At 54.1% G+C, this 23466-nt stretch carries 22 protein-coding genes; 12 read left to right on the forward strand and 10 right to left on the reverse strand.

All coding sequences use genetic code 11. The features are described 5' to 3' along the window. Positions 1–391: zinc ribbon domain-containing protein (locus VKV29_RS14225; RefSeq protein WP_324201980.1), on the forward strand; the 391-nt coding region annotated here is incomplete at its 5' end. 83 nt (positions 392–474) lie between these two features. Here the strand turns inward: VKV29_RS14225 and VKV29_RS14230 are convergent. The 4 genes from VKV29_RS14230 to fliQ form a co-directional block, all read right to left on the reverse strand. After that, positions 475–1254 (reverse strand): hypothetical protein, encoded by a 780-nt coding sequence (locus VKV29_RS14230; protein WP_324201981.1) that lies wholly within the window; start codon positions 1252–1254, stop codon positions 475–477. A 69-nt stretch (positions 1255–1323) separates the two neighbouring features. Beyond that, positions 1324–2406, reverse strand: a complete 1083-nt coding sequence (gene flhB, locus VKV29_RS14235; RefSeq protein WP_324201982.1) for a flagellar biosynthesis protein FlhB — start codon at positions 2404–2406, stop codon at positions 1324–1326. 3 nt (positions 2407–2409) lie between these two features. Next, the gene (locus VKV29_RS14240; protein ID WP_324201983.1) at positions 2410–3189 is read right to left on the reverse strand and encodes a flagellar biosynthetic protein FliR; all 780 of its coding nucleotides are present in this window, start codon (positions 3187–3189) and stop codon (positions 2410–2412) included. A gap of 6 nt (positions 3190–3195) precedes the next feature. Then, the gene (gene fliQ, locus VKV29_RS14245) at positions 3196–3456 is read right to left on the reverse strand and encodes a flagellar biosynthesis protein FliQ (protein WP_324201984.1); all 261 of its coding nucleotides are present in this window, start codon (positions 3454–3456) and stop codon (positions 3196–3198) included. A 371-nt stretch (positions 3457–3827) separates the two neighbouring features. Between fliQ and VKV29_RS14250 the strand changes: the two genes are divergently transcribed. Then, on the forward strand, positions 3828–3995 hold the full coding sequence (locus VKV29_RS14250) for a hypothetical protein (RefSeq protein ID WP_324201985.1): 168 nt from the start codon (positions 3828–3830) through the stop codon (positions 3993–3995). Between the two features lie 157 nt (positions 3996–4152). On the opposite strand, the gene VKV29_RS14255 is transcribed toward VKV29_RS14250, so the two are convergent. The 5 genes from VKV29_RS14255 to lnt all read right to left on the reverse strand — a co-directional run bounded on the left by VKV29_RS14255 (position 4153) and on the right by lnt (position 8483). Beyond that, positions 4153–4764 (reverse strand): hypothetical protein, encoded by a 612-nt coding sequence (locus tag VKV29_RS14255; RefSeq protein WP_324201986.1) that lies wholly within the window; start codon positions 4762–4764, stop codon positions 4153–4155. A gap of 61 nt (positions 4765–4825) precedes the next feature. Then, the gene (locus VKV29_RS14260; protein WP_324201987.1) at positions 4826–5770 is read right to left on the reverse strand and encodes an ADP-ribosylglycohydrolase family protein; all 945 of its coding nucleotides are present in this window, start codon (positions 5768–5770) and stop codon (positions 4826–4828) included. 27 nt (positions 5771–5797) lie between these two features. Further along, positions 5798–6034, reverse strand: coding sequence for an oxidative damage protection protein (locus VKV29_RS14265; RefSeq protein WP_324201988.1), 237 nt, complete (start codon positions 6032–6034; stop codon positions 5798–5800). 140 nt (positions 6035–6174) lie between these two features. Beyond that, on the reverse strand, positions 6175–6912 hold the full coding sequence (locus tag VKV29_RS14270; RefSeq protein ID WP_324201989.1) for an alpha/beta hydrolase: 738 nt from the start codon (positions 6910–6912) through the stop codon (positions 6175–6177). Further along, a complete protein-coding gene (gene lnt / locus VKV29_RS14275) occupies positions 6909–8483 on the reverse strand; it encodes an apolipoprotein N-acyltransferase (RefSeq protein WP_324201990.1) in 1575 nt (524 codons plus the stop codon). Before lnt ends, VKV29_RS14270 begins: the two co-directional genes overlap by 4 nt. A 345-nt stretch (positions 8484–8828) precedes the next feature. Between lnt and VKV29_RS14280 the strand changes: the two genes are divergently transcribed. From VKV29_RS14280 to VKV29_RS14305, 6 genes are all read left to right on the forward strand, one after another. Further along, positions 8829–10067 (forward strand): PIN/TRAM domain-containing protein, encoded by a 1239-nt coding sequence (locus tag VKV29_RS14280; RefSeq protein ID WP_324201991.1) that lies wholly within the window; start codon positions 8829–8831, stop codon positions 10065–10067. Beyond that, positions 9952–11259, forward strand: coding sequence for a 2-C-methyl-D-erythritol 4-phosphate cytidylyltransferase (gene ispD / locus VKV29_RS14285; protein WP_324201992.1), 1308 nt, complete (start codon positions 9952–9954; stop codon positions 11257–11259). Before VKV29_RS14280 ends, ispD begins: the two co-directional genes overlap by 116 nt. Before the next feature lie 128 nt (positions 11260–11387). Beyond that, positions 11388–12428 carry a heat-inducible transcriptional repressor HrcA gene (hrcA, locus tag VKV29_RS14290; protein ID WP_324201993.1) on the forward strand — a complete coding sequence of 347 codons (1041 nt, stop codon included), beginning with the start codon at positions 11388–11390 and terminating at the stop codon, positions 12426–12428. 197 nt (positions 12429–12625) lie between these two features. Next, complete coding sequence (grpE, locus tag VKV29_RS14295; RefSeq protein ID WP_324201994.1) at positions 12626–13216, forward strand: nucleotide exchange factor GrpE; 591 nt, start codon at positions 12626–12628, stop codon at positions 13214–13216. Then, positions 13213–14592 carry a phosphoglucosamine mutase gene (glmM, locus tag VKV29_RS14300; protein WP_324201995.1) on the forward strand — a complete coding sequence of 460 codons (1380 nt, stop codon included), beginning with the start codon at positions 13213–13215 and terminating at the stop codon, positions 14590–14592. The genes grpE and glmM overlap by 4 nt, the downstream gene beginning before the upstream one ends. A gap of 35 nt (positions 14593–14627) precedes the next feature. Then, a complete protein-coding gene (locus tag VKV29_RS14305) occupies positions 14628–15599 on the forward strand; it encodes an alpha/beta hydrolase (protein WP_324201996.1) in 972 nt (323 codons plus the stop codon). Positions 15600–15647: 48 nt separating this feature from the next. Here VKV29_RS14305 and VKV29_RS14310 read toward each other — a convergent pair whose 3' ends face one another. Next, the gene (locus VKV29_RS14310; protein ID WP_343217383.1) at positions 15648–16919 is read right to left on the reverse strand and encodes a Glu/Leu/Phe/Val dehydrogenase; all 1272 of its coding nucleotides are present in this window, start codon (positions 16917–16919) and stop codon (positions 15648–15650) included. A 339-nt stretch (positions 16920–17258) separates the two neighbouring features. On the opposite strand from VKV29_RS14310, the gene VKV29_RS14315 reads away from it, so the two are divergent. The 4 genes from VKV29_RS14315 (at position 17259) to VKV29_RS14330 (ending at position 23346) form a co-directional block, all read left to right on the forward strand. Further along, the gene (locus VKV29_RS14315; protein WP_324201998.1) at positions 17259–18608 is read left to right on the forward strand and encodes a sulfatase; all 1350 of its coding nucleotides are present in this window, start codon (positions 17259–17261) and stop codon (positions 18606–18608) included. Positions 18609–18775: 167 nt separating this feature from the next. Then, complete coding sequence (locus tag VKV29_RS14320; protein ID WP_324201999.1) at positions 18776–21937, forward strand: LamG-like jellyroll fold domain-containing protein; 3162 nt, start codon at positions 18776–18778, stop codon at positions 21935–21937. Between the two features lie 238 nt (positions 21938–22175). Beyond that, positions 22176–22997, forward strand: coding sequence for a DUF1559 domain-containing protein (locus VKV29_RS14325; protein WP_324202000.1), 822 nt, complete (start codon positions 22176–22178; stop codon positions 22995–22997). Positions 22998–23073: 76 nt separating this feature from the next. Then, positions 23074–23346: a hypothetical protein gene (locus VKV29_RS14330; RefSeq protein WP_324202001.1), complete on the forward strand. Its 273-nt coding sequence runs from the start codon at positions 23074–23076 to the stop codon at positions 23344–23346. The last annotated feature ends 120 nt before the right edge of the window (positions 23347–23466 follow it).

Consider the following 23466-nt stretch of genomic DNA (forward strand, 5'->3'; position numbering starts at 1 on the left):
CGCAGTGCAATCGCGAAAGGCACTCGCTCTGGAAGACCTCCGTTGTCTTCGAGACAGAGCAGATACGGTTTCTCGCGAGATGCGATGGCTCCTCGGTAACTGGGCGTTCCTGCAACTGCGTCAATTTATCGCCTATAAAGCGGAGGCGGCAGGAGTGCCTGTTGTGTTGGTTGACCCGCGCAACTCGTCTCGCACCTGTTCTGTATGCGGACATTGCGCCAAAGCCAACCGTAAGAGCCAGAGCCGGTTCCACTGTCAACAGTGTGGCTTTGAGGCGAACGCTGATTTCAATGCGGCGGTAAACCTCAAAGCACGGGGCGAATGTTCAGACGCCCTATTGTGTCGGTCGGAGGCACACGCTTCCAATCAGGCACAAGCCCCTGCGCTTTAGCCAGGGGTATCTGACAGTATAGTTTCCTCAACAGGCGCGAGAGAGTGGCCGATGGTAGTTTACCTGTTTTGCCTCGTAAGCTTTTAATGTGTTGAAATAGGTGAAGAGCTTTTAGGGGAAAGAGAACGGTCGGGTAGAAGACGGTTTAGGTCATCAAAGAAATCCTCGATGAGGATATTGACGGCGTCGCGCCAATCCGCGAAGAGGTAGGTATGGCCTGCGATGGTGGTTAGGGGCTGGTCTACGGAGTAAATGCCGTGGTAAACCGTGTCGCCTTGGGCATCAAGCAGATAGAACACACCACGACAGTTGACATGAGAGGGCACATGTTCAAGGCCTCCGAGGAGATCGTAGATATAGTGGCCGTTCACCCGGCGCGGCTCGTCTAGAACGCTTAGCAGGATGAGATCGGCATGGAGCTGACTGCAAAGCTGTTGCGCCGTGTATACACGCGGTACCGGAAAGGTATCGCCGTGTAGGAGGCCGTTATCGGTAAAAAGATCGCGTGGAGTGAAATGATCGGCTGTCAGTTGGGCCTCCACTTTCGATTCGGGAATAACCGTGAAAGCCGTGCGGTCTGCCGTGCAGACGGGCAGTTGATGGGCAGCATGTTTTTCGAGCCGCTGTAGGATCTCCTGATACTTTCGTTGCTGGGTAAGTTGTTTGGGGCTGAGCTTCGATTCCTCTTTGGGGTTGGATAGCAGGGTTTGAGTTCCATAAAAGGGCGAGATCACAATAATGCGATGGGCACTTGCCAAAATCTGGCGCGCTTGTGCTTCGGGAATGTCGGCACGGGCGTGCACCGGAAATAGCAAAAGCAGGCCACTGCAGAGAGCCATCCAGAACTCTTTACGTTCACGCATCCCTTCAACCCTTCAAGAAGAGTATCTCTTTTAGAGACGAAACACCGCCGTTGTACGTTCCGCCGCCGGCTATCTGCGATGGGCAAGTCTTCTTTGGCGACGTTCTTCGTTGATGCGGTAGACGAAAGCCATAACCTCGGCGACTGCTGCGTAGAGATCTGGCGGAATCTCGGCTTCGAGAGGAACCTGGCGGTAGAGTGTGCGGGCGAGAGGAGGGTTCTCAACAATAGGGACATCGTGCTCCTGGGCTAGCTCACGAATTTTAAGGGCCACAAGGTCTTGCCCTTTTGCCACCACAATGGGCGCATTCATTCGTTCCGGTTCGTATTTCAGTGCAACGGCGTAGTGGGTAGGGTTTGTTACCACAACATCCGCCGTAGGAACCGCATTCATCATGCGTTTGCGGGCCATCTGCCGTTGCCGCGAGCGAATGCGGCTGCGGACGAGTGGGCTACCTTCAAGCTGTTTATGTTCTTGCTTTACCTCATCTTTGGTCATACGCAACGATCGTTCATAAGCGTAGCGTTGGTAGGCATAATCCAACACGGCGATGGCCAACATTGTGAGAGCGACTCGTATGGCCATCTGACGAGCCGTTTCCAACACCTGCTGAACCTCTGCGAGCAGGTCTACTCTCGGGAGGACGATGAAGAGCGGGTAGGCGCTATGAATGGTGTTATAGCATAGCCAGCCCACGAGGAGGAGTTTGCAGAGGGCTTTTATAAGCTCGACGAGGGCGTTTAGCGATAGATAGCGGGTTATGCCATTCAAAGGGTTGAGACGATTTAGGTCGGGTTGCATGCGCTGGAAAGCGAAAAGCGGCCCGGTCTGCGCCAGATTAATGGCGACACCTAGCGCCGCCGCGAGCGCAACGAGAGGGCCTATGGCTTTAACAACGGTAAGGCCCAGAGATGCCCCAAGCTGCATAAGGGTAGACACGGTAGGCGGAGTATCCAGAAGATGCGTGTAGGCGTAGCGAAAGAAGAGCGCTATCTGCAGGGCGGCGTTGCTGAACAGGGAAGGCATGGCCAAGACAAGACCGAAAAGTACAAAAAGGGATGAGAGATCGGGCGAACGAGGTACCTGTCCACGTTTTCGTGCTTCCGAGCGGCGCTTGGGGGTTGCGGCCTCTGTGCGATTATCTCCTGCCATGCGTTAGTGTGCCTTCGTAAGCAGTAGATTGAGAGAATGGTCTATGGCGAGCACCAGTTGGCCGGTTCCGAAGGCAAGAGCCGGCAAAAGAATCGCCACGGTCATGATGCCGATCAGCAGTTTTGCCGGCAACCCCACAAAGAAAACGTTCACCTGGGGCGCCATACGTGCCATAAAGCCAAGGGCAGCATCGGCTAGGAAAAGTACCCCGATAACCGGCAGGGCAAGGCGTAGCCCGATGAGAAACACCGCCTCAATAGCCGGCAGAATGGCAAGCCCTAGTGCGGAATGAAGCAAGAGGGCATCGGGAGGGACAAGCCGAAAGCTTGTGGCAAGCGCCGCAATAAGGAGGAGATGGCCGTTCATAAGAAGGTAAAGCACGAGAGATAGTTGATTATAGAAGGCGCTCAGCAGCGATGACTGCAGCTCGGAGAAGGGGTCAATAAGGTTGATGAAACCAAGCCCCATCTGTGAGTCGGAAAGCGACCCTGCCACTTCCATTGCCGTGAAGAGAAATCTTGCGATATAGCCCAGCATAATGCCAAAGACGAGGTTTTGTGCGATGAAGTAGGCCAAAATGAGGAGCGATGTAGGAACAGGGCCTACATGAGGGGCGATGTGGGGAAGCAAGGCAAAGGAAAGGCAAAGTGAAAACCCCAAGGTGGCCAAAGGTGGCAGCGGCCGATTGCCCGGGATCGGAGCCGCAATAAGCACTCCGGCTGTTCTTCCGAGAAGCAGCAACAGCACATAAAAGGTATGTGCGGCGGTGATGGGAACGTTCATAAGATTCTAGCGAGGCATATGGTCGAATGCGTAGTGCATAAAGTGCACCAGCGAGGCGAGCATCCAAGGGCCGAAAAGGGCAAGGGCCGCCACAACCGCGAGGAGTTTGGGAACGAATGTTAGTGTGTATTCCTGAATCTGGGTAACCGTTTGGAAGATAGAGACGAGCACACCCGCAACGAGGCCGAAGAGCAGCAGGGGGAGCGAGAGTTGCAGGGTAACGACAAGCATGGTGCGTCCGGCTTCGAGCACCTCTTGTGAGGACATAATAGGTCTCCCTTGGCAGAAAGAGTGGGCGAGGCCGTTGTAACGGCGCATTGCTTCTAAGAACGGTTTCTCTCTTCCTATTATCGGGATGCAGGGCGCTCGACTGGAGCTTTGGAAAAAGGAAGTTCGACGGTGTCGCTCTTGTAGTTCGACGAAACTTCGCTAGGGGTTGGAACCCGTATGATGAGATGTAGGTACATTGCCGTCGCGAGAATGCTCTCCCCGTATTGGGAAGATGCTCCAAAATATGGCACAACATCTACGCGGCTGTTGACGTGCCATATGCAGCTGTGATATACTATATAATGTGTGTCATCTCGGGTAGGACAGCGATGTGCCTGCCACGACTAGCGCGCAAGAGGTAACCACCCATGGAAACGAACCAGACCGAGTGGAAGAGCGCGGAGAGCGCCATGCCAGAAGGGCCTTCGCTCGAGTTCATTCGAGCTATTGCCGAGCTGCTTGAAACAGACCCCGACGACATTCTGGCAGAGTTGGGCTATGCCCGAGAAGGCGAGGAGCTAGCTACCTCTCGCTAAAAACCATCACCCCCTCAGAAATCGGGAGAAACCTTTCTCCCGTGCATCATCTGTTATGATGGGTTCGTAAGTATTGTGTGTGCATAGGGAAGGGGCGACGAAAGAACTCCACTTTCGCCGCCCCTTTTACTGTTTGGTTGCTATCAATTAGGCCAAACTATCGCTGCGAGTTGTTGGTACCGAAGTCGTTCTCGCCGTTAGCCGGTTGTTGAACCCCATTTTGGGATGGGTTGTCGCCTGAGGTTGGGTTTTGATTCTCTGTTCCTAAGGGAGCGGGTGGTTGGACACCGGAGTTGTTAGGCGACTGTGGCCGAGATAGCGGACTATTAGAAGGATTTTGGGGGGAGACACTGCTATTTTGAGGCGCCGAGTTTGGTGCCGAACCGTTGGTAGAAGGAATGACGATAGGCCCTCCAACCTCCTGATCTCCCCTGTTATTAGTGGGACTAGATGGTGGAGTCGGCGCCGGAGTAGCTGCTCCAGGCAGAGGAGTGTTCTGCTGAACGGGTGGTGGTGGCGGTGAAGTAGGCGGATTCGGTGCCGGCTGGCCTGTTTGCGTAGAGGGGGGTAGAGGGTTTTGCGACACAGGGGCGCTGTTAGGAGTATCCGGCCCTTTGCCTGTGGGGATGTAGCGCGACAATACAAAGAAACCAAACAAGAAACAGGAGGTACCAAGTAGAATGAAGAGCAGCGTATTCAAGAAGATGCGCACCACAGGGGAGGGCTGCTTTTGAGGCGGTGTATAGTTCGTTCGGCTTCGACCGGCCATTTCATCGTTCTCCTTGGGGCAATTGGGCGACCGAGCGCAAGTATGCATTGGCTAGTGTGCATTATACCCGCTTCTGTGTGGTTTGTGTTAGAAGGAGAAGACGATCGGCGAGAGACTGCAGTTGGTCACACTGATGAAGGAGTTCGCGCCATTGGGAGGGGATGGCGGTGCAACCATAGAAAGCCCCGGCGAGGGCGCCCGTAACAGCACCGACTACGGCTGCATCGCCGCCGTGGTTCACGGCTACGATCAGAGCATTTTCAAAGCGGGTAGTGTGCAATAGAGATCGTAGAGCCACTTCAAGCGTTTCAGGCGCATTACCGGACGGAGAGGCATCAAGAGAGGGGTCTCCGGCACGTTCTATTGCTAGGGCAACTTCCGGCGGAAGCTCAGCAGCCATTTTTAGAACCTCGTAGAAAGCCGCCTCTTTATCGAGACCTGCCACCAGATAGGCAAGCATTAAGTTCAGCGCAACACAGGTAGCTTCGCTATGGGGGTGTGCATGGGTAATGCGAGAGAGGATGGCGGAGAGAACAGGTAGATACTGGGGGCTATGGTAAAAAAAGAGCGCTAATGGGGCGCAACGTCGCAAAGAGCCACTAGAAGCCCATTCTGGATTCTCCCGATGCACAGCCAAACTCGCATCTGCCCAAGGGGTGCCATGGGCAGTTCGTTCGAGTACCTTACGTGTGTGCTCCCCAATGGTGCGTGGATTTCTGCGGTACCAACCCACAAAGCGCTCGGCGATGTCGTCGGGGTCAAAAACCTGTCTCTGTAGAAGGCTGTTGGCTGTTTCCACGGCAAGCTCGATCTCATCCGTCCACTCTCCAGGGGCTAGCCGAAGCCAGCCGCCACCGACTAAGTCGGTCACCGCTTGATCTGGACCGGGAGGAGGCTGCGCATCGAGAGGGGCACCGAAGGCGTCACCCAAAGCCAACCCAAGCAGGACGCCTCGAAATCGGTTGCGCAGGATTTCAGGTAAAAGCGGCACAGGCGAGAAGGCCATCTTGCGTGTAGTCGCCTTAAGGGTCACTTAAGCTGTTGATAGCCCGAGGAACTCTTTCATTACCTGGATGAGCTGTTTACGATCTTCGGGGTCGGCCAGTTGAAGACCGTAGTGATTGATGTAGAGCACCTGCTGGGCCAACCACTCTTGCCAACAATCGGGGCATATCTGGTTTTGAATCGTCTGCCCGAGCGAGCCACCTATAGGTGGCTCGGTGAGCGCCTCAACGTTGCGCCCACAGCGTTTACAGGTGATCGTGGCCATTTGCTAACTCCCCTTTTCCTTGTTTGTATGGCATAGTCTACCGTATTTTTGATTTTTCGTTCACAGAGAGGAATTTCTGCCTGCTCGGTGAGGAACTCCACATAGGGGCCTAAGGTGGCAAGCAGGAACGCAGGCGCTTTTTAAACGGTTTCGATGGCCTTGAGCCAAGAGAGCAGGGTGGAGCGCGAACGGTCGGGCGCTTCGAGGTGAGAGGTTTCTATGGATGCAATTTGAGGGGTCTCGCCTAAAAGATCGGCGAGTTCCTTCACTTGGTTCATCGAAACCACAATATCTTGAGTGCCGGCAATGCAAAGGATAGGCAGAGAAGGTAGCTTAGGAATGGTTAAGCTGTCGAACTGTTCGAGAAATTGCATAATAGAAACCCCTGCGATGTAATCGGCGCGCTGACGCAGCATGGCTTGGCCCACGGGCGTAAGAAAGCCTCGTATTGGATGGGTGCCCGTGCAGAGAGTGGCGACGCCGGCAACCAGGTTGGGATGCCTTGCCGCGGCCATGATAGCCCCATATCCGCCCATGGAGTGGCCGACGGTTACGACGCGCTTAGCATAGGTTGTGTGCAACCACCGAAGCGCCTCACAGGCATTCTCCACAATCTGTTCCGGATGATGCAGTTCCCCACCCGTGCCGCCCAACTTGTGCCCCACAAAATCGAAAGTAAGACAAGGGTAGCCGTGAGTCGATAGATAGTTGGCCAGCCCGTCCAGGCTGTACTTTCCCGACGTAAGGCCGTGCATGAGAACAAGAGAAAAGGGTTTTGATGAGGGTTGGGCAGTTCGGTAAAACAGGGCATCTAACATCCCTACCGATGAGGGAATTTGTACTTTTTCCAGATAGACGGTGGGACGAATAGGCGTCATGATGTATGTGCCTTGCGCCTCCGCATTTGCGTTATAAAGAGACCACACAATAGAAGGAAGCAAAGCCCAACAAACCAGTCGCCAAAACGGACATAAAGGGTCTGCCCGTGCAGGAGGTGCATGGTATGCACCAAAAAACCCTCTTGATTGGTGGGCAGTTGCGCCAGAAGATAGCCTTCAGCATCTACCATGCAGGTGATGCCGGTGGTGGTAGAACGTACGACCTGGCGCCTGTTTTCGATGGCTCTTAGCACAACGGCAGCCAGATGTTGCTGCATGGCGGCACGACTGAGGAACCAAGAGTCGTTGCTGATGGTGACTAAAAGCGAGGCTCCTTGCCGTGTCATGGCACGGACACGGGCGGGGTACATAGACTCGTAGCAGATGAAAGGCCCGATGGCCAGCGAAAGGCCGTTAGGAAGGTTTGCCTGCAGCACTCGCGCATGGCTGCCCGGAGTGAGATCGGTGTTAGGGAAGTCGAAAAGACGCCCAAACAGAGGGGAGAGGATGCTGCGAAATGGAATGAACTCTCCGAACGGCACGAGCTGCTGTTTGTAGTAAACTCGCGGCTGTGGAAGGTCAGGGACGAACAGAACGGCCGCATTGTGATCGGCTCCTCTGGCATGAATCTCGGCTCCGGTGAGGATGGCGGCTTTTGTGGCATCGGCAAGCTGATGGAAGAAAAGATAGCCCGACGGATTTTGAACCGGGTCGTAAGGGGAGGCCGATTCTGGGAACACATACAGCTGGGGATTGGGCACGTGAGCCTTGGCGTTTATTGCAAGGCGATGCATGATTTGAAGTTGTGTTTCTGGCGATGGAGTTTGATAGGAAGAGACGTTAGTCTGCAGATCGGCCACCTGGAGAGAGTGCCCGACATCATGTTGTTGCAGGCGCGCAAGGCCGTAGAGGCACACCATGAAACAGAGGGTGCAGGCAGCCCATAGCCGACGCGCCCGGAGGGGCTTGTCGCGTCCCATCCAAAAATAGGCTAGCGCTCCGTTCACCAGCATCATAAGAAAACTGACGCCGTAGGCGCCGGTGAAGTCCGCAATTTGCAGGATGGGCAGGAAGCGGTATTGGGTATAGCTGAGCTGTGCCCAAGGCATGCTGAGAGCGCCAAGCGTGCGGACCCACTCCATGACCACCCAGGCCGCCGCCAAGGCGGTAACAGCCCACTGTTCGGGCACGTTACGATCGAGCCACCAAGCGGCACCGGCCCAGAGCGCAAAGAAACCCGCCAAAATAAAGGTAAGGCCGAACCACGCGACCCAGCCGATGGCCGAGCCGGTCCATGCGCTGATCGTCAGCCCGATCCAGTACCAGAGAGAACCGAGGAAAACCCAGCCAAACAGATAACCTCGCCATGCGGCCTGCGCAAAATGGCGCGCTCTTAGCACACCAACGATGAGCGGTGCCAGGGCGACCCACGCCAGGGGCCATAGCCCGGCAGGAGGGTTGGCCAGCCACAGCAGTAGGGCCGAAAGAAGTGCCAGTCGCAGCCCCCAGAGCTTTCGGGGAGGCACCGTTTGGGTCGGCTCGGTCTTGAAGCCTATTTCTTCCGCGATCATACCCTTACGTTTTACCCGATAAGCGGCACCTGAGGGGGGTATAATGTAATCTGGGCGTAATCTAGAGAGGCATTCTCGTATGATTTTTAAAGGATGCTTCCCAACTTCTATGAGAAAGGAACTTAAGATAGTTTAACCATCTCCGATGTTTGTCGCCGTATCTTGTGTTGGAGAAAGAAACATTCTCTATTCAGAACGTAAAGGAGGGCGAAGAGAAGCGAACCTTTCGCATGAAACGCTTGTTTCTTTAGGTAGAAATACACTTTTACATCGCACATTGCCCTTATAAGACTATGTGTCTGTGCTACTTGGTTGACAAATAAAGGAGATGACCAGGATAAGAGGATGTCTGTACGTAAGTTTTTAACTATATTATTTGCTGCGGTGCTTGGTGTTACCGGCTTTTGGGTGGGGATACTCATTCATAACGCGGTAGCGCACGCCACGGCAGGGGCGAGAATTTCGCCTCTCTTACAACACATTAAAGATGTGTCCGATACTTTCCCGATATACCCTCAGGTATTGATGATATGTTTGGGGGCTCTCGGCGTGTGTGTGGGGGTTATTCTCGGGCCGAAGGCTGCCAGCGCCTTGGAAAATGCTGGAGATGCCCTTGAACAGATGCCCGCTCGCGACAAGGTGGCTATCGGCTTAGGCTCTATTGTGGGGCTGTTCATCTCTCTGGTCTTTGCCCCCTTCCTGTTACGGGTTCCCTACGGAATCGGGATTCCTTTGTTCATTGCAGTGACGGTGGCCTCGCTCTATCTGGGCATTCGAGGTGCACTTGGAATGAAGGATGAGTTTGCCTTTTTACGCCCTGCTCCCGAAGTCGAGACCGATGCCGGCCCTGGGCCTAACGTAAAGATTTTAGATACGAACGTTATCATAGACGGGCGGATCGCTGACATCTGTCGAACAGGCTTTCTGGAGGGCACACTCTACGTCCCCGGGTTTGTACTAGAAGAGTTGCAACATATCGCCGATTCAAGCGACGACTTGAAGCGGGCCCGCGGGCGCCGAGGGTTGGATATCCTCAACAGTATGCAGAAAGATTTGCCTCTCGTCGTGCGTTCGTGGGATAAGCTGCTCGACCGCGCCTCGCAGCATGACCCTGTGGATACGCGCCTTGTGAAGCTGGCCAAAGCTCTCGATGCCACCATCGTGACTAACGATTTCAACCTCAACAAGGTGGCCGCTTTGCAGGGTGTGCCCGTTCTGAACGTCAACGAGCTGGCCAATGCCATCAAGCCTGTCGTGTTGCCTGGTGAGAAGATGCGCGTTTGCATTGTGAAAGAGGGCAAGGAGCCGGATCAGGGCGTGGCCTACCTCGACGACGGTACGATGATCGTGGTGGAAGATGGGCGTAACAGCATCGGCTCTACGGTGGATGTTATCGTAACAAGCATTTGGCAGACGGCTGCCGGTAAAATGATCTTCGCACGCATACAAACATCAGAGGATAATGAGAATGGAGATTCCGGTGAATCCACATCATCAACCCAATCGTCCCATTCTACCGGATACACAGCGCGTCGGGGTGATAATACCGGCCGCCGGACAGGCAAGAAGGTTTACGAGCGGTAACAACAAGATTTGGGCAGAGCTTGCCGGCCGTTCATTGTTACAACATGTGCTAGCCGTCTTTGAGACGCACCCAAGGGTTGGCACCATCGTTGTTGTGGCAGGTGCTACAGAGCGAGACGCAGTTGAAGACGTTGCTAAAGACTACAAAAAAGTCCATCGTGTGGTTGTAGGGGGGGCGACGCGGGCCGAGTCGGTCTATCAAGGCCTTGAGGCGCTCCCCGCAGCCTGTGAGTATGTGCTGGTGCACGATGCCGCCCGCCCTCTGGTCTCCTTCGCCCTCATCGAAAGGGTTTTAGAGGCTACCCTTCGTTTCGGCGCCGCTGTGCCCGGGCTCCCGCTCTCCGACACCGTGAAACGGGTAGACGGGGAGGGATTTGTTCGGGCAACGGTGCCGCGAACGGTGCGCACGGCAGAGGGTACGCTCGGGGGATTAACAGCTGTGCAGACACCGCAGGGGGCGCGCGTGGAGCTTTTGCGACGCGCTTATGCGCATTGGGCTTTTCAGGATGGCGAGCCAACCGACGAGGCCTCTCTCATTGAAGCCTTAGGGGAACCGGTAGCCGTAGTGGAGGGAGATTTTTTTAATATTAAGATCACCCGACCGGAAGACCTGCCGCGCGCCGAACAGTTCTATGCATTATTGCATTCCCAAGCGGAAGAGAAGATGATGCCCGAACGGCACGATGTGGAGATGAGCTTGTGTTACCGAACCGGTTTTGGATACGATGTACATGCCTTTGCAGAGCCTCAGTCAGGTCGTAAACTTGTGCTCGGCGGGGTTGAAATCCCCCACACTCGCGGCCTTGAGGGGCATTCTGACGCGGATGTGTTGCTTCACGCTATTTGCGACGCGCTGCTCGGTGCGGCTTCACTTGGGGATATCGGTATTCTTTTTCCCAATACCGACCCGGCCTATAGAAATATCTCGAGTTTAAAGCTGCTTGAGGCGGTGAGAGATCGACTTCAAGAGGCCGGGTGGCAGATCGAAAATGTAGATGCTACCCTCGTAGCCGAGGCTCCGAAGCTTCGGCCTTATCGTGAGCGCATTCAGCATACGATAGCGGATTGCTTAAGGATCGCACCGGCGCGTGTTAGTGTGAAAGCAACTACAAACGAACGGATGGGTTTCATTGGTCGTGAAGAGGGCATCGCCTGTTCGGCGGTGGCGACGCTTCGCCGTAGCCTTTCTTGACAGTGAACGTAGAGGCCGATTATAATATCTTTGAAAGCCGTCGGCTCTCGTGATATCTTTGAACATTTGTGAGCGGTTAGTCACCGAAATCACGAACAGTTGAAGTTGAGGGGAGGCTGTTTTAGAGGATGATGACTTTGGATGGTCGAAAGGTGCGCATTTTGCAGACGGTTGTTGAAGACTATGTTCACACCACCCGACCGGTAGGCTCCGAGCGCCTGATGGAGCTTTGCGACCTTGGGTGCAAGCCGGCGACCATTCGGAATGAGATGGCAGAGATGGCCGATATGGGTTATTTGGCGCAACCCCATACCTCGGCCGGGCGCATACCCACCGACTTAGGCTATCGCTATTATGTAGATGAGTTGATGGATAGCCGGATCTCTTTGAAGCCTGAGGAGGTTCAGCAGATACGCTTGCCACAAGGTGAGGTAGAGGAGTTGTTGCAGCAAACCTGTCGCATTTTGGCTCACCTCACCCACTACGCTTCTATCGCGACGCATCCGGTAACGGAGAGCGTGCGTCTGCGCCGAGTCTATTTGGCGGAGGCCGACGCCCGACATCTTCTGCTGGTCGTGCTGCTTTCCACAGGGCATGTCGAACATCTTTTGTTGGAGACCGAGGTGATACCCTCCTCCATAGACCTCTTGGCGCTATCGGGCTACTTGCATTCGATAACGGCAGGGTATACGCTTGAAGAGACGCTGCGAGGAATCCCTTTGGGCACGGTGCCTCAAGAGTTTGTGGGTTATCGGCGCCTGCTACAGCAGGTGCTGCAGACGCTTGCACAGATGGCCGCTTCGCTTTCCAACCGAAGGGTCTACCTAGAGGGCACAGGCCAGCTCCTACGGCAACCGGAATTTCATGATATTCAGCGACTAGAAACTCTCTTAAACGCCTTAGAGCAACACCAGGCCCTTCTGCAGGTGTTAAGTCGGGTGAGTGCCCAAGGCCGTTCCTATAGCGTTGTCATCGGTTCAGAAAATGAGTGGGAGCCGTTGCAGGTGTGTGCCATTGTTACGACCACGTATGAGGTGGCCGGGCAACCGGTAGGCTATCTGGGTGTGGTAGGCCCAACACGCATGGAGTACTGGCGAGCTACGGCTGCGGTTCAGATAATGGCACAGAACCTCTCGAACATATTAACCAACCTCAGCTTAGATTCGTAGCAAAGCGTAGCTATTGTATATAGCGCGTTGCTTGGCTTAGAAGAAGCCGAGCCTTTTGGGTGCGTATGATTCTAAGGGAATAGCACCTAACTCTGGTAGAATTCTTCTAGGGCGACCGCTGCGCATTGTATCGTGAGAGTCACTCGCGAGACCGTCCGCACCGGTCGCCGAAAACCTGTTTAAAGGAGGTTTGCGAGATGACAATGGAAGAGAAGCCAAGTGCGGCTGAGCTAGACCAAGCGAAGGATGGGCTAGCCCAGGCAGAGGAAACCATAGAGAAAGAACAAGAGGATGCCGAGGCAAAGCTTGCGGCCTTGATGCAGGAGTTAGAGCAGATAAGAGCGCGCGCCGAGCAGGCCGAGAAGGAGCTGCTTTACGCTCAAGCGGAGTTTGTCAATATCTCCCGGCGCAAAGAAGAGCAGTATCGTGCCGATCAAAAGTACGCTGTTGGCGAACTGGTAAAATCGCTTCTACCGGTACTCGATAACTTTGAGCGTGCCTTGCAGGCGGCAGAGCAAACACGCAACTTCGATGCGTTGTTAGAGGGAGTGCGCTCGACGCAACGTCTCCTACAGGATGCTCTGCAAAAGGTGGGCCTAGTGCCGATAGAGGCGGTTGGCAAGGAGTTCGATCCGAAGCTGCATGAGGCGATTGGCCCGGCAGAATCGAAGGAGTTGCCTCCCCACACCGTGGCCGAGGAGGTGCAGCGAGGCTATATGTTGCATGATAGGGTGTTAAGGCCAGCTTTGGTACGGGTGGTGCAGGAAAAGGAGCAAAGCGAGGCTTGAGCGGAACGCGACTTTTCGGCACAGATGGTGTGCGCGGAGAGGCCAACGTTACCCTAACTCCGCAGCTCGCATTGCATTTGGGAATGGCGGCGGGAGAGTTTTTGCGCCAACAGGCCCTTTCTGCAGGGCTTGCCAAACGCCTTGAGGTGCTTATCGGGCGGGACACGCGGCTTTCCGGTGAGATGCTTCAGGCGGCGTTGGCCTCCGGATTTGCCTCTATGGGGATAGATGTGGTGGATGTTGGGATAGTGCCCACGCCTGGAGTCGCGCGGTTGGTTCTTTTGCGTCAGGCGGTGGCAGGTGCCGTTATCTCTGCCTCGCATAACCCCTATCACGACAACGGCATCAAGTTTTTAGGAAGCAACGGCAAGAAGCTGCCGGATGCTATGGAAGATACTATCGCCTCACACATCCCCCTGCTCGAATCGCTGCCAAGGGTAAAAGGGGCGGAGATAGGCCGCATCCGCACCGATACCTCTCTGGCGGAAGCCTATGCCCGGTGTGTAAAGGAGACCCTCCGTCCCCTCGGCTCGAAACCTCTGACCGGCTTGAAGCTGGTACTGGATTGTGCCAATGGGGCCACCTACGCACTAGCCCCACATATTTTTAGTGATCTAGGGGCCGAAGTGGTGGTGCTTAATGCGAATCCAGACGGGGTAAACATCAATCGGGAGTGCGGCTCAACGCATCCAGAACCTCTTGCCAAAGCGACAAAACAGCACAAGGCCCACGCCGGTCTTGCTTTCGATGGGGACGCCGATAGGGTTATCATGGCCGATGAGCAAGGGGGCATCGTAGACGGAGACCGTATCATGGCCATTTTGGCCTTGCAGATGGCACGTGAAGAACGCTTGCCAGGCCGTGTGGTTGTCGCAACCATTATGAGCAACGTAGGGCTTGAACAGGCTTTAGAGAGGGAAGGAATACGCCTCCATCGCACCGATGTGGGGGATAGATATGTGGCCGAAGCCATGGAAGCTCTGGGTGCAGGGATAGGGGGCGAACAGAGTGGGCACATTCTATTGCCGCATCTTAGTCCGGCGGGCGACGGCATGATCACGGGCCTGCAGGTTCTCTCAATTATGGTGCAAACCGGCAAACCCCTCTCGGAGCTAGCCAGTGTCGTGCAGACCTGCCCGCAGGTATTGCGGAATGTGCGCGTACAAGACCGTCAGGCCTGGCGTAACGATACGGTGGTACAACAGGCCATCGAGCGGGCGCGAGAGCGCTTAGGACGTGCTGAGTGGCTTTCGGTGAGGGCTTCGGGCACGGAGCCGCTGGTGCGCGTTATGGCGCAAGGCACCGATGCGGCCCTCGTGCAGTCGGTGGTCGAAGAGATTTGTGCCCTCATTGAAACACGCTGTGGTCTTTCCTAATCCTATCTAAAAAACTCTCGAAAGGATGAACGCTTATGTTACGACGACAGAGGACGCTCGTTTTCGTTGCTGTCGTACTTGCTCTGGTGTTTTCCAAGCCGGCCGTGTGGGCGCTTCCTCAGGCGGCCTCAGACGATGTCAGGGTGCAGAAGAACGTGCCTTATGGCGAAGTGGATGGCGTTAAGCTACTGATGGATGTTTACTTGCCTAAAACGGTAGCAGGTAAGCACCCTGGTATCGTTTTGGTACATGGAGGTGCATGGATCGGAGGTGACAAGATATTCTATGCGAATATCGGCAAGGCTTTTGCCAAACATGGCTACGATGCGTTTTCGGTGAACTATCGGCTGGCGCCAAAATTTCATTATCCCGCACAACTCGATGATGTGCAGCGTGCGGTACGATTTCTACGCGCCCACGCAGCCGATTACGATCTCGATCCGCAGCGAATCGGGGCGATGGGCGATTCGGCCGGAGGCTACCTCGTCGCTTTTCTAGGGCTGTGCGACACGCGAGATAATAGCGATCCTACACTGGCTAACTACAGCAGTAAGGTGCAGTGCGTGGTGGACTTTTATGGCCCTACCGACTTTACCATACCTCCTGAGCAGGCACACTTGAATGCTTTTACCTCCAGACGTTATACGATCTCTCCGTCGCTTCCGCCTGGGCACCAGACTTTTGAGACACACCTAGATACTATTGTCACGAATATTCTCACAATGTTCTTAGGGAAGAAGCCCGGGGAGGACCCTGCCCTCTACCGCGAGGCTTCTCCGGTGGTTTATGCCAGCAAGGCGGCACCACCATTTCTGATTTTACAGGGAACAGCGGATACGCTTGTGCCGCCCGATCAGTCGGAGCGACTTTATGATGCGCTCCACAAAGCCGGAGCAAACGTTACTCTGCTATTGGCCTACGGCCTTCCCCATGCTTTTCTTAGCCCACAGCCCGATCTCTATTTTGATATAGCAGAGGGGTTTTTCGACCGCTATCTAAAGCCTTAAAGCCAAACTCCCTCCGTAGCCTGCGGGCTACGGAGGGAGATAGTTCGTTCATGGGTAGATGCCGCGCGTGGTGGTGGCATCGGCGACGCGCCTTACCCCGATGAGGTAGGCTGCAAGACGCATATCTACGTCTTCACGACGTGCCATGCTGCGCACGTCACGATAGGCACGTTCCATAATGGCCTCCATTTTCGCATTAACCTCCTCTTCCTGCCAGAAGAAGAACTGCAGGTCTTGCACCCATTCAAAGTAGGAGACCACAACGCCCCCGGCGTTGGCCAACACATCGGGGACGAGGAAGATGCCGCGTTGATTGAGAATGCGGTCGGCCGCCGGTGTGGTGGGACCGTTGGCGCCCTCCACAACGATTTTCGCACGAATGCGTCCGGCATTTTCGGTGGTGATCTGGTTTTCAACGGCAGCCGGCACAAGCACATCCACTTCCAGCTCAAGCAACTCTTTCACACCGATCTTCTCGCCACCGGCGTGCGTTGTCAACGTGCCGTCACGGTTAGCGCACTCTTGCAGGGCAGGAATGTCAAGCCCATTGGGGTTATAGATGCCTCCAAGCGCATCGCTTACAGCCACCACTTTCGCACCCATCTGGTGGAAGATTTTGGCGGCGGCGCTGCCCACGTTTCCAAAACCCTGGATGGCTACTGTAGCCCCCTGTAGTTGGCGGCCGTACTCTCGCAATGCCTCCCGAGCCATCACCACAATGCCTCGTCCGGTGGCATCGTTGCGACCTTCCGAGCCGCCCACCGAGACAGGTTTGCCCGTGACAACGGCAGGAACCGTGCGCCCGCAGCTCATGGAGTAGGTGTCCATAACCCAGGCCATGATCTGTGCGTTGGTGCCCATGTCAGGGGCTGGAATGTCGGTGTCCGGGCCTATCACGATGCTGATCTCCGATGTATAACGACGAGTAAGCCGCTCTAACTCGGTTGGAGAGAGCGTTTTTGGATCACATACCACACCGCCTTTGGCGCCACCAAAGGGGATGTTGACGATGGCGCACTTCCATGTCATCCACATGGCGAGGGCACGCACCTCATCGAGGTCGGTTTTAGGGCTGAAGCGAATACCGCCTTTGCTCGGTCCTCGCGCGAGGTTGTGTTGCACACGATAGCCCGTGAAGATTTTGATGGAGCCATCGTCCATTTTGACGGGGAAGTGAACGGTAAGCTCACGTTCCGGATGTTTCAAGATTTCATGAAGTCCGGGGTCGAGTTCCAGATAGCGGGCCGCGATGTCGAGCTGATGAAGGGCGTTTTCGTAGGGATTGGTGCTTTCAAGGGGTTCGGAGAGAGCGGTTGTCATGTGTTGTCGGTCCATGGAAGGCAGAGGGTTTTCTGTCGTTGTTGCGGTTTGTGTGCTCAATGGATTCCTCCTCGAATCGCTGCATTGTCGGACGAAAACAGGGCCAGCGGGAGACTAGCTCGGCCCCTTTGGCGTCGCTGCCAAAGGCCGCTGTCTGTCGTAACATCCGACATCTATATATTACTCTACGCAAAGGAGTTTATGTGGTTTCCTTTGCTTTGGTTTTTGGCAATTTCTTTCAATTTTCCACAGATTGAACCTAGATCGGATAGATTTAGCAGGAAGCCACGATGAATTTGGCGAAACATGGTTTCAAACACGAAAGCGTAGAGGAAACCGATGCCGGAGAAAAGACCTAATCTGCTCATCTTTGCCGTAGATAGCCTGCGAGCCGATCACTGCAGTTGCTACGGGTATCACCGTCTTACCACGCCCCATATAGATAGGCTTGCCGCCCAGGGTGTGCGGTTTCAGAACCACTTCAGCCCCTACATTCCTACAACCCCGGCTTATACGACCATCCTGACCGGTCGGGATGTGATGGCACATGAGATGGTTGCTCTCACGCCAAAAGGGCCTATTGACCCTAATATCCCCACGCTGCCGGAACTGTTGCGAGAGGAGGGCGGGTATGCCTCGATTCGTGTGGGATTTTCCGGAGATTTTTTTCGCGGCTTCGATAAGTATGTAAGTTACGACGAAGGCTGGCTTGCTTGGCCTGATCGCCCGGCACGCAAGGCGGAGAATCTCAATCAGGTGGCGCTTCCCGCCTTAGAGGAGCTTGTTAACAACGGCGCACCTTGGTTGCTATTCATACGCCATATGGACCCTCACGCTCCCTATCTGCCTCCACCTCCGTTTGACAGCCTGTTTTACGGCAAAGACCCCACCGATCCAAACTTGCCGGATACGATGGGGCCGGTGCGTGATTTTCCGCCGTTTGCCGACTTTCATCTTTCGTGGATGCCGGAGGGCATACGTGACATAGCCCATCCTGTGGCCATGTACGATGGCGCTCTGGCCTATATGGATGCTTGTATCGCAGTTCTGTTGAATCGGCTGGAGGAGTTGGGGCAGTCCGAGAACACGCTCATAGTTTTTACCGCCGATCATGGCGAGACGCTTACCGAGCATGGCTGCTACTTCGACCATCATGGGCTTTATGAACCGACCATTCACGTTCCGCTGATCCTCTGCCAGCCGAGTCGGCTACCCCAAGGGAAGGTGATCGGTGGATACACGCTTCATCAGGATTTGGTTCCTAGCCTGTTGGAATATGTCGGTCTCGAGGTGGTTGTAAAAGCCCGTGAGTTTGATGGTAAGAGCGTTCTCCCCTTATTGAGGGGTGAAAGAGCTACGAACTATTCGGAGTTTTACCTCACCGAATGCACTTGGATGCGAAAACGGGGTTGGCGCACGGCAGAGTGGAAGTTCATAGGTGCACTAGAACCGGATTTTCATCAGAAGCCACCGGTTGAGCTATACAACCTGATAGAGGACCCGGAGGAGAATATGAACCTAGCCACCAAGGAGCCGGAGGTGCTGAACATGCTCAAGAGCCGCATGATGGCATGGGTGAATCGGCGTATTGACGAGACGGGCAAGCCAGACCCAATACTGCAGTATCATCTTGGGTTGGAGAAGCGCATTGGCTCTATTGCCACCGCGAAGCGACTGCAGGAACGATAGAGAGGTGATTGATGTATAGACGCCGGTTCTGGTCTCTATTATGCACCCTACTAGCCACGCTGTTGGTTGCAGTTGGGGCCTATCAAACTTTCGGTACAACGCCGAAGCGCCATAACGCAGGGACACAGCATTTATCAGGCTCCCAGGGCCTGGATGCATTTCCCGATTTGGTCTTCGCATTGCATGATTATGTAACTGAAGCCCGCTTAATGATGGGTTTTGGCGGGTGTTTTACGTTCAACAACATCCCAGCTCAAAACGATCAATTTGTTGGCGTTTTGCCTGCTCCAGGTCGCTTCGGTGGAATGACCGGTTTTAGAACAGCAGAGCAGGGTGGCCATCCTCTCCAGTTTGATGCCGTCGGGCTATTTAACAGAACGGGTTGGACTATTGTATTTGATCTTATGAATACACAAAACAGTTGGACAAGCTACCCAGGTAAATACATCACTATTCTCAGCCTTGGCTCTACGGTTTCTCATCTTGAGGTAGACATTGCCAACGGCTCTCCTCGTCTACTTCTCCAGACATTTGGACCTCATCTTGAAGGCTCCTCGTATCAAATTACGGCAACAACTCGAGCCTGCGATACAACGTCCTGGAGACCTAACACATGGCATCAGATCACAATCACGTATGACGGGACAACCCTTTGGTTCTATGTGGACGCTCTATTGATAGGCTCGCGTACAGTGGCAGAGATGCCTCCACTTTTCGGGACGATGCTATTACTTGGAAATGCGCCAACTCGGCCGTCCGGACCGGAATGGGTTCTGTCGAATTTACGAATCTACAGTCAGCCACATTTTCCTGGGCCAGACGGTCTCACGAAAGCCATGGTTTCGGTGCAAGAGCCTGTAAATGTTTTGGAAGTGCATGTCAACCAACCTTTGGGAGTGACGATCAATCCTCTGCTGTGTGGTCTATCGGGTGGGTTTGTACTTGGTAAGGATTCCTACTGGCGTTACCGAACGGGCTTCCGAATGCAGCGTGTGAACTCGTGGATAGAGGCCTCCATGATATCGTTCACGCCTCAGCCTGGCTATTGGCGTGGACCAACGACCGGGTTCTACTTCTATACAGGAGTATGGGATAGAACATTGCGATACTTTTCGGAGGCGAATCAAGATATCTATTTCAATTTGGATGGAGCGCCAGATGCAAAACTGCTGGGCATCGCTTATGCCGCTGGTAGAGGGGCAACTCTGCGCAAAGACCACTATGGATTAACCGATTCGGTTGGAGCCGCCTCAGTAGTGCCGTCCTTATCCATCTCAGAGCAGGATCCTACGGTGCGAACCTTGGCCGATATCTGGGCGGATATTCTCTACTATATTCTCGCTGTCAAAAAGTTCCCCCCATCAAAACTCTATATCGGCTTTTACAATGAGCCGAACCTAACTTATCGAGCGCCCGGCACGACGGATCAACCGGGTGGCGGAGCGGATATATCAACGTTCTATCAGGTTGTGATGAAACTCGTTCGAGATAATGTCTCATTGAGACCGTATCTCGACCAAGTTCACCATCCGTTCTGGTTTGCCGGGGAGACAAGTGGGCCAGCCGACGGTTCTTCTAGTGCCACAAAAGAGGATCAGGTAGTAGCCGGTATCATCGCATGGGCTGCTACAAAGGGGAACGATTGTCCTTTAGATGGGATTACCTATCACCAATATAGCAACGATCCGAATGCTCTTGAGATGATGCGTAGGGCTGTGGATGCCTATGCCCAAAAGTACCATTTGGGGCGTCATTTGGCGCTGGCCATTGGTGAGACCGCCATGGATGGGCACTATGCGCCCCGTAACTACGCACAGACGGCAAACTACACCTATTTGGCTTTCCAAAACGCTCGCATCAGCGCTTACGGAGCTGCCTATCGTGCGATTGTGTTATCCGAGGCACAGCGCTTAGGCTATCTATTCAAGTGTGACTATATTGGTGCGTTAGGCAATGGTGGAGGCCCTACTAGTTACGATGGCCGCTATAGCGCCGACAATCATATCTTTGCAACCGCCTGGGAGGATGTTTTGTGGAATCGCATGGCAAATTGGCAAGAGGTTGCTGTGACGAGCCGAGGAATGGAGTTTTATCCTCATGCAGCCATCAGCCCTGACGGCACGCGCTTAGGAATCTATCTTGTCTATATGCGTACTCGACCTGATCTCACTCCTACTCTAACCCTTCGATTAGGGAAGGCATGGGCACATGCACGTTGCTATCGTTGGGATATTAACGACCAAAACAACAGTTTTTACGATGCAGGAGCTGTCGGTGAAGGTCTAACGGCCTTAGGGCCGCCACAGGTGGATGCTAATGGAAATGTAACGATAACAATAAGACCATGCACAATCTGTTATCTTGAATTTGACAAACGTGTGCCAATTACCGCCTTGTCTGAACCGGCAACGCCCCAATTGAAGGCGGTTCCGGTGTATGGAGGGGTAGATTTATCGTGGAGTGATGTTGCCGGGGCGGAAAGCTATGAGGTTTGGCGCACGTGGAAAGATGCAGATGGAGAACAGCACACCCATTTGGTATATGAGGGAAAAGGTACCGCTGTAGATGATCGAGGCGACCTTGGTGGGGGGCCTGGAGCTATGCTGTCACCCCGACTTTCCTATACCTATCGCGTCTACGCCATTGATCGTTCAGGTGGCCGAAGTAGCTCATCTGCCATATCCTTAGCACCATTAGCTCAGCTGAGTCAGCTACCCCCGCCGAAACCAACAGGGTTTAAGGTAAGCTGCCTTTACGGTCGTTTTTGGCAGAACCTTGCCTTGCAATGGGATCCCAGCACAGCACCTGATTTTTATTGTTATCGCCTTTATGATGGCAACAACGATCTATTGGCTATTTTGCCGCATCGGCAAAGCACCTGGTACTGGGTGGCCAATCTCAAAACAGACACCAACTATCTTTTTCGGCTTGTCCAGGTCAATACAAGTGGTGTGGAGAGTTTGGCTGCTATACTCATGGTGACGACAGGTCCGCAAAGATATGACTTCTCGAAGTTCTGTTTTACTCCTCCACTGCCGCCATCAGAGCCACAGGTAAAAATTGATGGTTCCATGATAACGCTGACATGGTCTAAAAGCCCAAGCCAGGATATTGCGGGCTATGCTATATATCGGCGAGGAGCGGCCGATAGAATGGTGCTGCTCGGCAAAACCGATGCGACCCGGTATCAGGATAGGGTGCCGGCGGCAGGCACTTATACCTATGAGATAGTGGCATTTACAAATACCGATCTTGGAGGCGGTAACCTGAGTAAGCCCATGGAGATAACTGTTAAGGCCGTACTCATTGGGGAGGGGAAAAGTCCCTAAATTTAGAAGTGAGTTAGATCGATCTGTGTTTCCTCACGTCAGGCAACGCAATAATATTGTTCTGAGAGGTCTGCCTAAAAAATATCTCTGGCATCTATTTTAGGTTTTTCAGCGTGTTTCAAATCGACAAGAAAACAGAATTATGATAAAATAGAACTGATCGGAGAAGCAGAGGAAGCAGAATTCCCTCTTGTCCGAGTCGACAGATACATTCATTCTACTCTCGGAGGTATGTGAAATGCAGAAACAGAAGACCGCTTTTACTCTGATCGAGCTTCTCGTCGTCATCGCGATTATTGCGATTCTGGCTGCAATTCTGTTCCCGGTGTTCGCCAAAGCGCGAGAGCAGGCGAGAGCTATCACTTGTCTCTCTAATCTCAAGCAGCTCGGCTTGGGGATCATGATGTATGTCCAGGACTACGACGAGACGTTTCCTGTACCGGATATGACCTACCTTGCAAATAACCCTACCGATATCTGTGGCGAGGTCTACGGTGGGCACGGCTCTATTGGCACTGGAAACTATCAGGTGCCTGCTGCGGCCATTCAAAAATATAGCATTGGTGGTCAGCTCTATCCCTACATCAAAAACTGGCAACTGTGGGCTTGCCCAAGCGATTCTGGGGTCACCACGCAGTGGCAGGTCAACCAAAGGTGGACATCCTATCACTATCGTTTCTTCTTCTATTCGGGGTTTGTAAGCACAAGTCCATCAGGGCTGCCGGGGAATGCGGGCAACTGCGGCAGCGTTTTTGGGGCTTTGACCCCGGTGAAAGAGGCCTCGCTCTCCAAGCCCGCCGATACGTTTGTCTTTCACGAACTGTGGGTCTTTCATGATAATCGCACCCAAAACCTGCCGTGGCTCAGTGGGCAGAACCCGCCTTCGGGTATGGCCCCAACGGCAAAAATGAACTTCACCTTTGCCGACGGCCATGCCAAGTCGTTTCCAATTGACGCCATTCTGCTAAGGGCACCGTGGTGGCCAGGTCAAGGATACGACTATCACTGGCCTCGCTGCCCAGAGGCCACCGATCTCGGATGCAACCAGTACGTCCCGTAGGGTTAGGGCGTAGCGAGAGGGGCTGGTCTGCGTTGTGTGAGGCCAGCCCTCATTCCACATCATGGGAGGTGCAGAAATGGCGGATTGGAAGAGTCTAAAGGATGTCTCTCTCTCACCGGTAGTTGGTGGGGTCATCATCGTTGTAGTGGTGCTGATCGTGGCGTTTTTCCTGTGGCACTCAACGGGGAAGCCGGGGCCAAACCCGCAAGTGGAAAACGCGATTCGCGCCGAGTTCGCCCATCCAAACACGATCGGCATCGGGGCGCAGAAGCAAAACCAAAATCCTTACGGAGGAGGAAGCATCGGAGGGCTTCCTGCCCCCAGCAGTATGCCTGGAGGAGCTCGCTGAACGCTCTGGGTTTCAAGGCGAGGGCGTCGTATCCGAAACACGAAGGGGAGTGTAGCCGTTCTTTCATAATGGGACGGTCGCAAGATGTGAGGGCCACAGGTATCATACTTGTGGCCTTTC

This window comes from Chthonomonas sp., assembly GCF_035294165.1.
In the GTDB taxonomy this organism is placed as follows: Bacteria; Armatimonadota; Chthonomonadetes; order Chthonomonadales; family Chthonomonadaceae; genus Chthonomonas.

Bases quoted from the DNA above. Each gene is read 5' to 3' on its own strand.
- VKV29_RS14270 (WP_324201989.1), bottom strand. From the start codon at position 6,912: ATGACGCCTATTCGTCCCACCGTCTATCTGGAAAAAGTACAAATTCCC.
- VKV29_RS14255 (WP_324201986.1), bottom strand. From the start codon at position 4,764: ATGGCCGGTCGAAGCCGAACGAACTATACACCGCCTCAAAAGCAGCCC.
- VKV29_RS14265 (WP_324201988.1), bottom strand. From the start codon at position 6,034: ATGGCCACGATCACCTGTAAACGCTGTGGGCGCAACGTTGAGGCGCTC.
- VKV29_RS14330 (WP_324202001.1), top strand. From the start codon at position 23,074: ATGGCGGATTGGAAGAGTCTAAAGGATGTCTCTCTCTCACCGGTAGTT.
- grpE (WP_324201994.1), top strand. From the start codon at position 12,626: ATGACAATGGAAGAGAAGCCAAGTGCGGCTGAGCTAGACCAAGCGAAG.
- VKV29_RS14230 (WP_324201981.1), bottom strand. From the start codon at position 1,254: ATGCGTGAACGTAAAGAGTTCTGGATGGCTCTCTGCAGTGGCCTGCTT.
- VKV29_RS14260 (WP_324201987.1), bottom strand. From the start codon at position 5,770: ATGGCCTTCTCGCCTGTGCCGCTTTTACCTGAAATCCTGCGCAACCGA.
- ispD (WP_324201992.1), top strand. From the start codon at position 9,952: ATGGAGATTCCGGTGAATCCACATCATCAACCCAATCGTCCCATTCTA.
- fliQ (WP_324201984.1), bottom strand. From the start codon at position 3,456: ATGTCCTCACAAGAGGTGCTCGAAGCCGGACGCACCATGCTTGTCGTT.
- VKV29_RS14315 (WP_324201998.1), top strand. From the start codon at position 17,259: ATGCCGGAGAAAAGACCTAATCTGCTCATCTTTGCCGTAGATAGCCTG.
- VKV29_RS14305 (WP_324201996.1), top strand. From the start codon at position 14,628: ATGTTACGACGACAGAGGACGCTCGTTTTCGTTGCTGTCGTACTTGCT.
- VKV29_RS14310 (WP_343217383.1), bottom strand. From the start codon at position 16,919: ATGACAACCGCTCTCTCCGAACCCCTTGAAAGCACCAATCCCTACGAA.
- VKV29_RS14325 (WP_324202000.1), top strand. From the start codon at position 22,176: ATGCAGAAACAGAAGACCGCTTTTACTCTGATCGAGCTTCTCGTCGTC.
- VKV29_RS14250 (WP_324201985.1), top strand. From the start codon at position 3,828: ATGGAAACGAACCAGACCGAGTGGAAGAGCGCGGAGAGCGCCATGCCA.
- VKV29_RS14280 (WP_324201991.1), top strand. From the start codon at position 8,829: ATGTCTGTACGTAAGTTTTTAACTATATTATTTGCTGCGGTGCTTGGT.
- lnt (WP_324201990.1), bottom strand. From the start codon at position 8,483: ATGATCGCGGAAGAAATAGGCTTCAAGACCGAGCCGACCCAAACGGTG.
- VKV29_RS14240 (WP_324201983.1), bottom strand. From the start codon at position 3,189: ATGAACGTTCCCATCACCGCCGCACATACCTTTTATGTGCTGTTGCTG.
- hrcA (WP_324201993.1), top strand. From the start codon at position 11,388: ATGATGACTTTGGATGGTCGAAAGGTGCGCATTTTGCAGACGGTTGTT.
- flhB (WP_324201982.1), bottom strand. From the start codon at position 2,406: ATGGCAGGAGATAATCGCACAGAGGCCGCAACCCCCAAGCGCCGCTCG.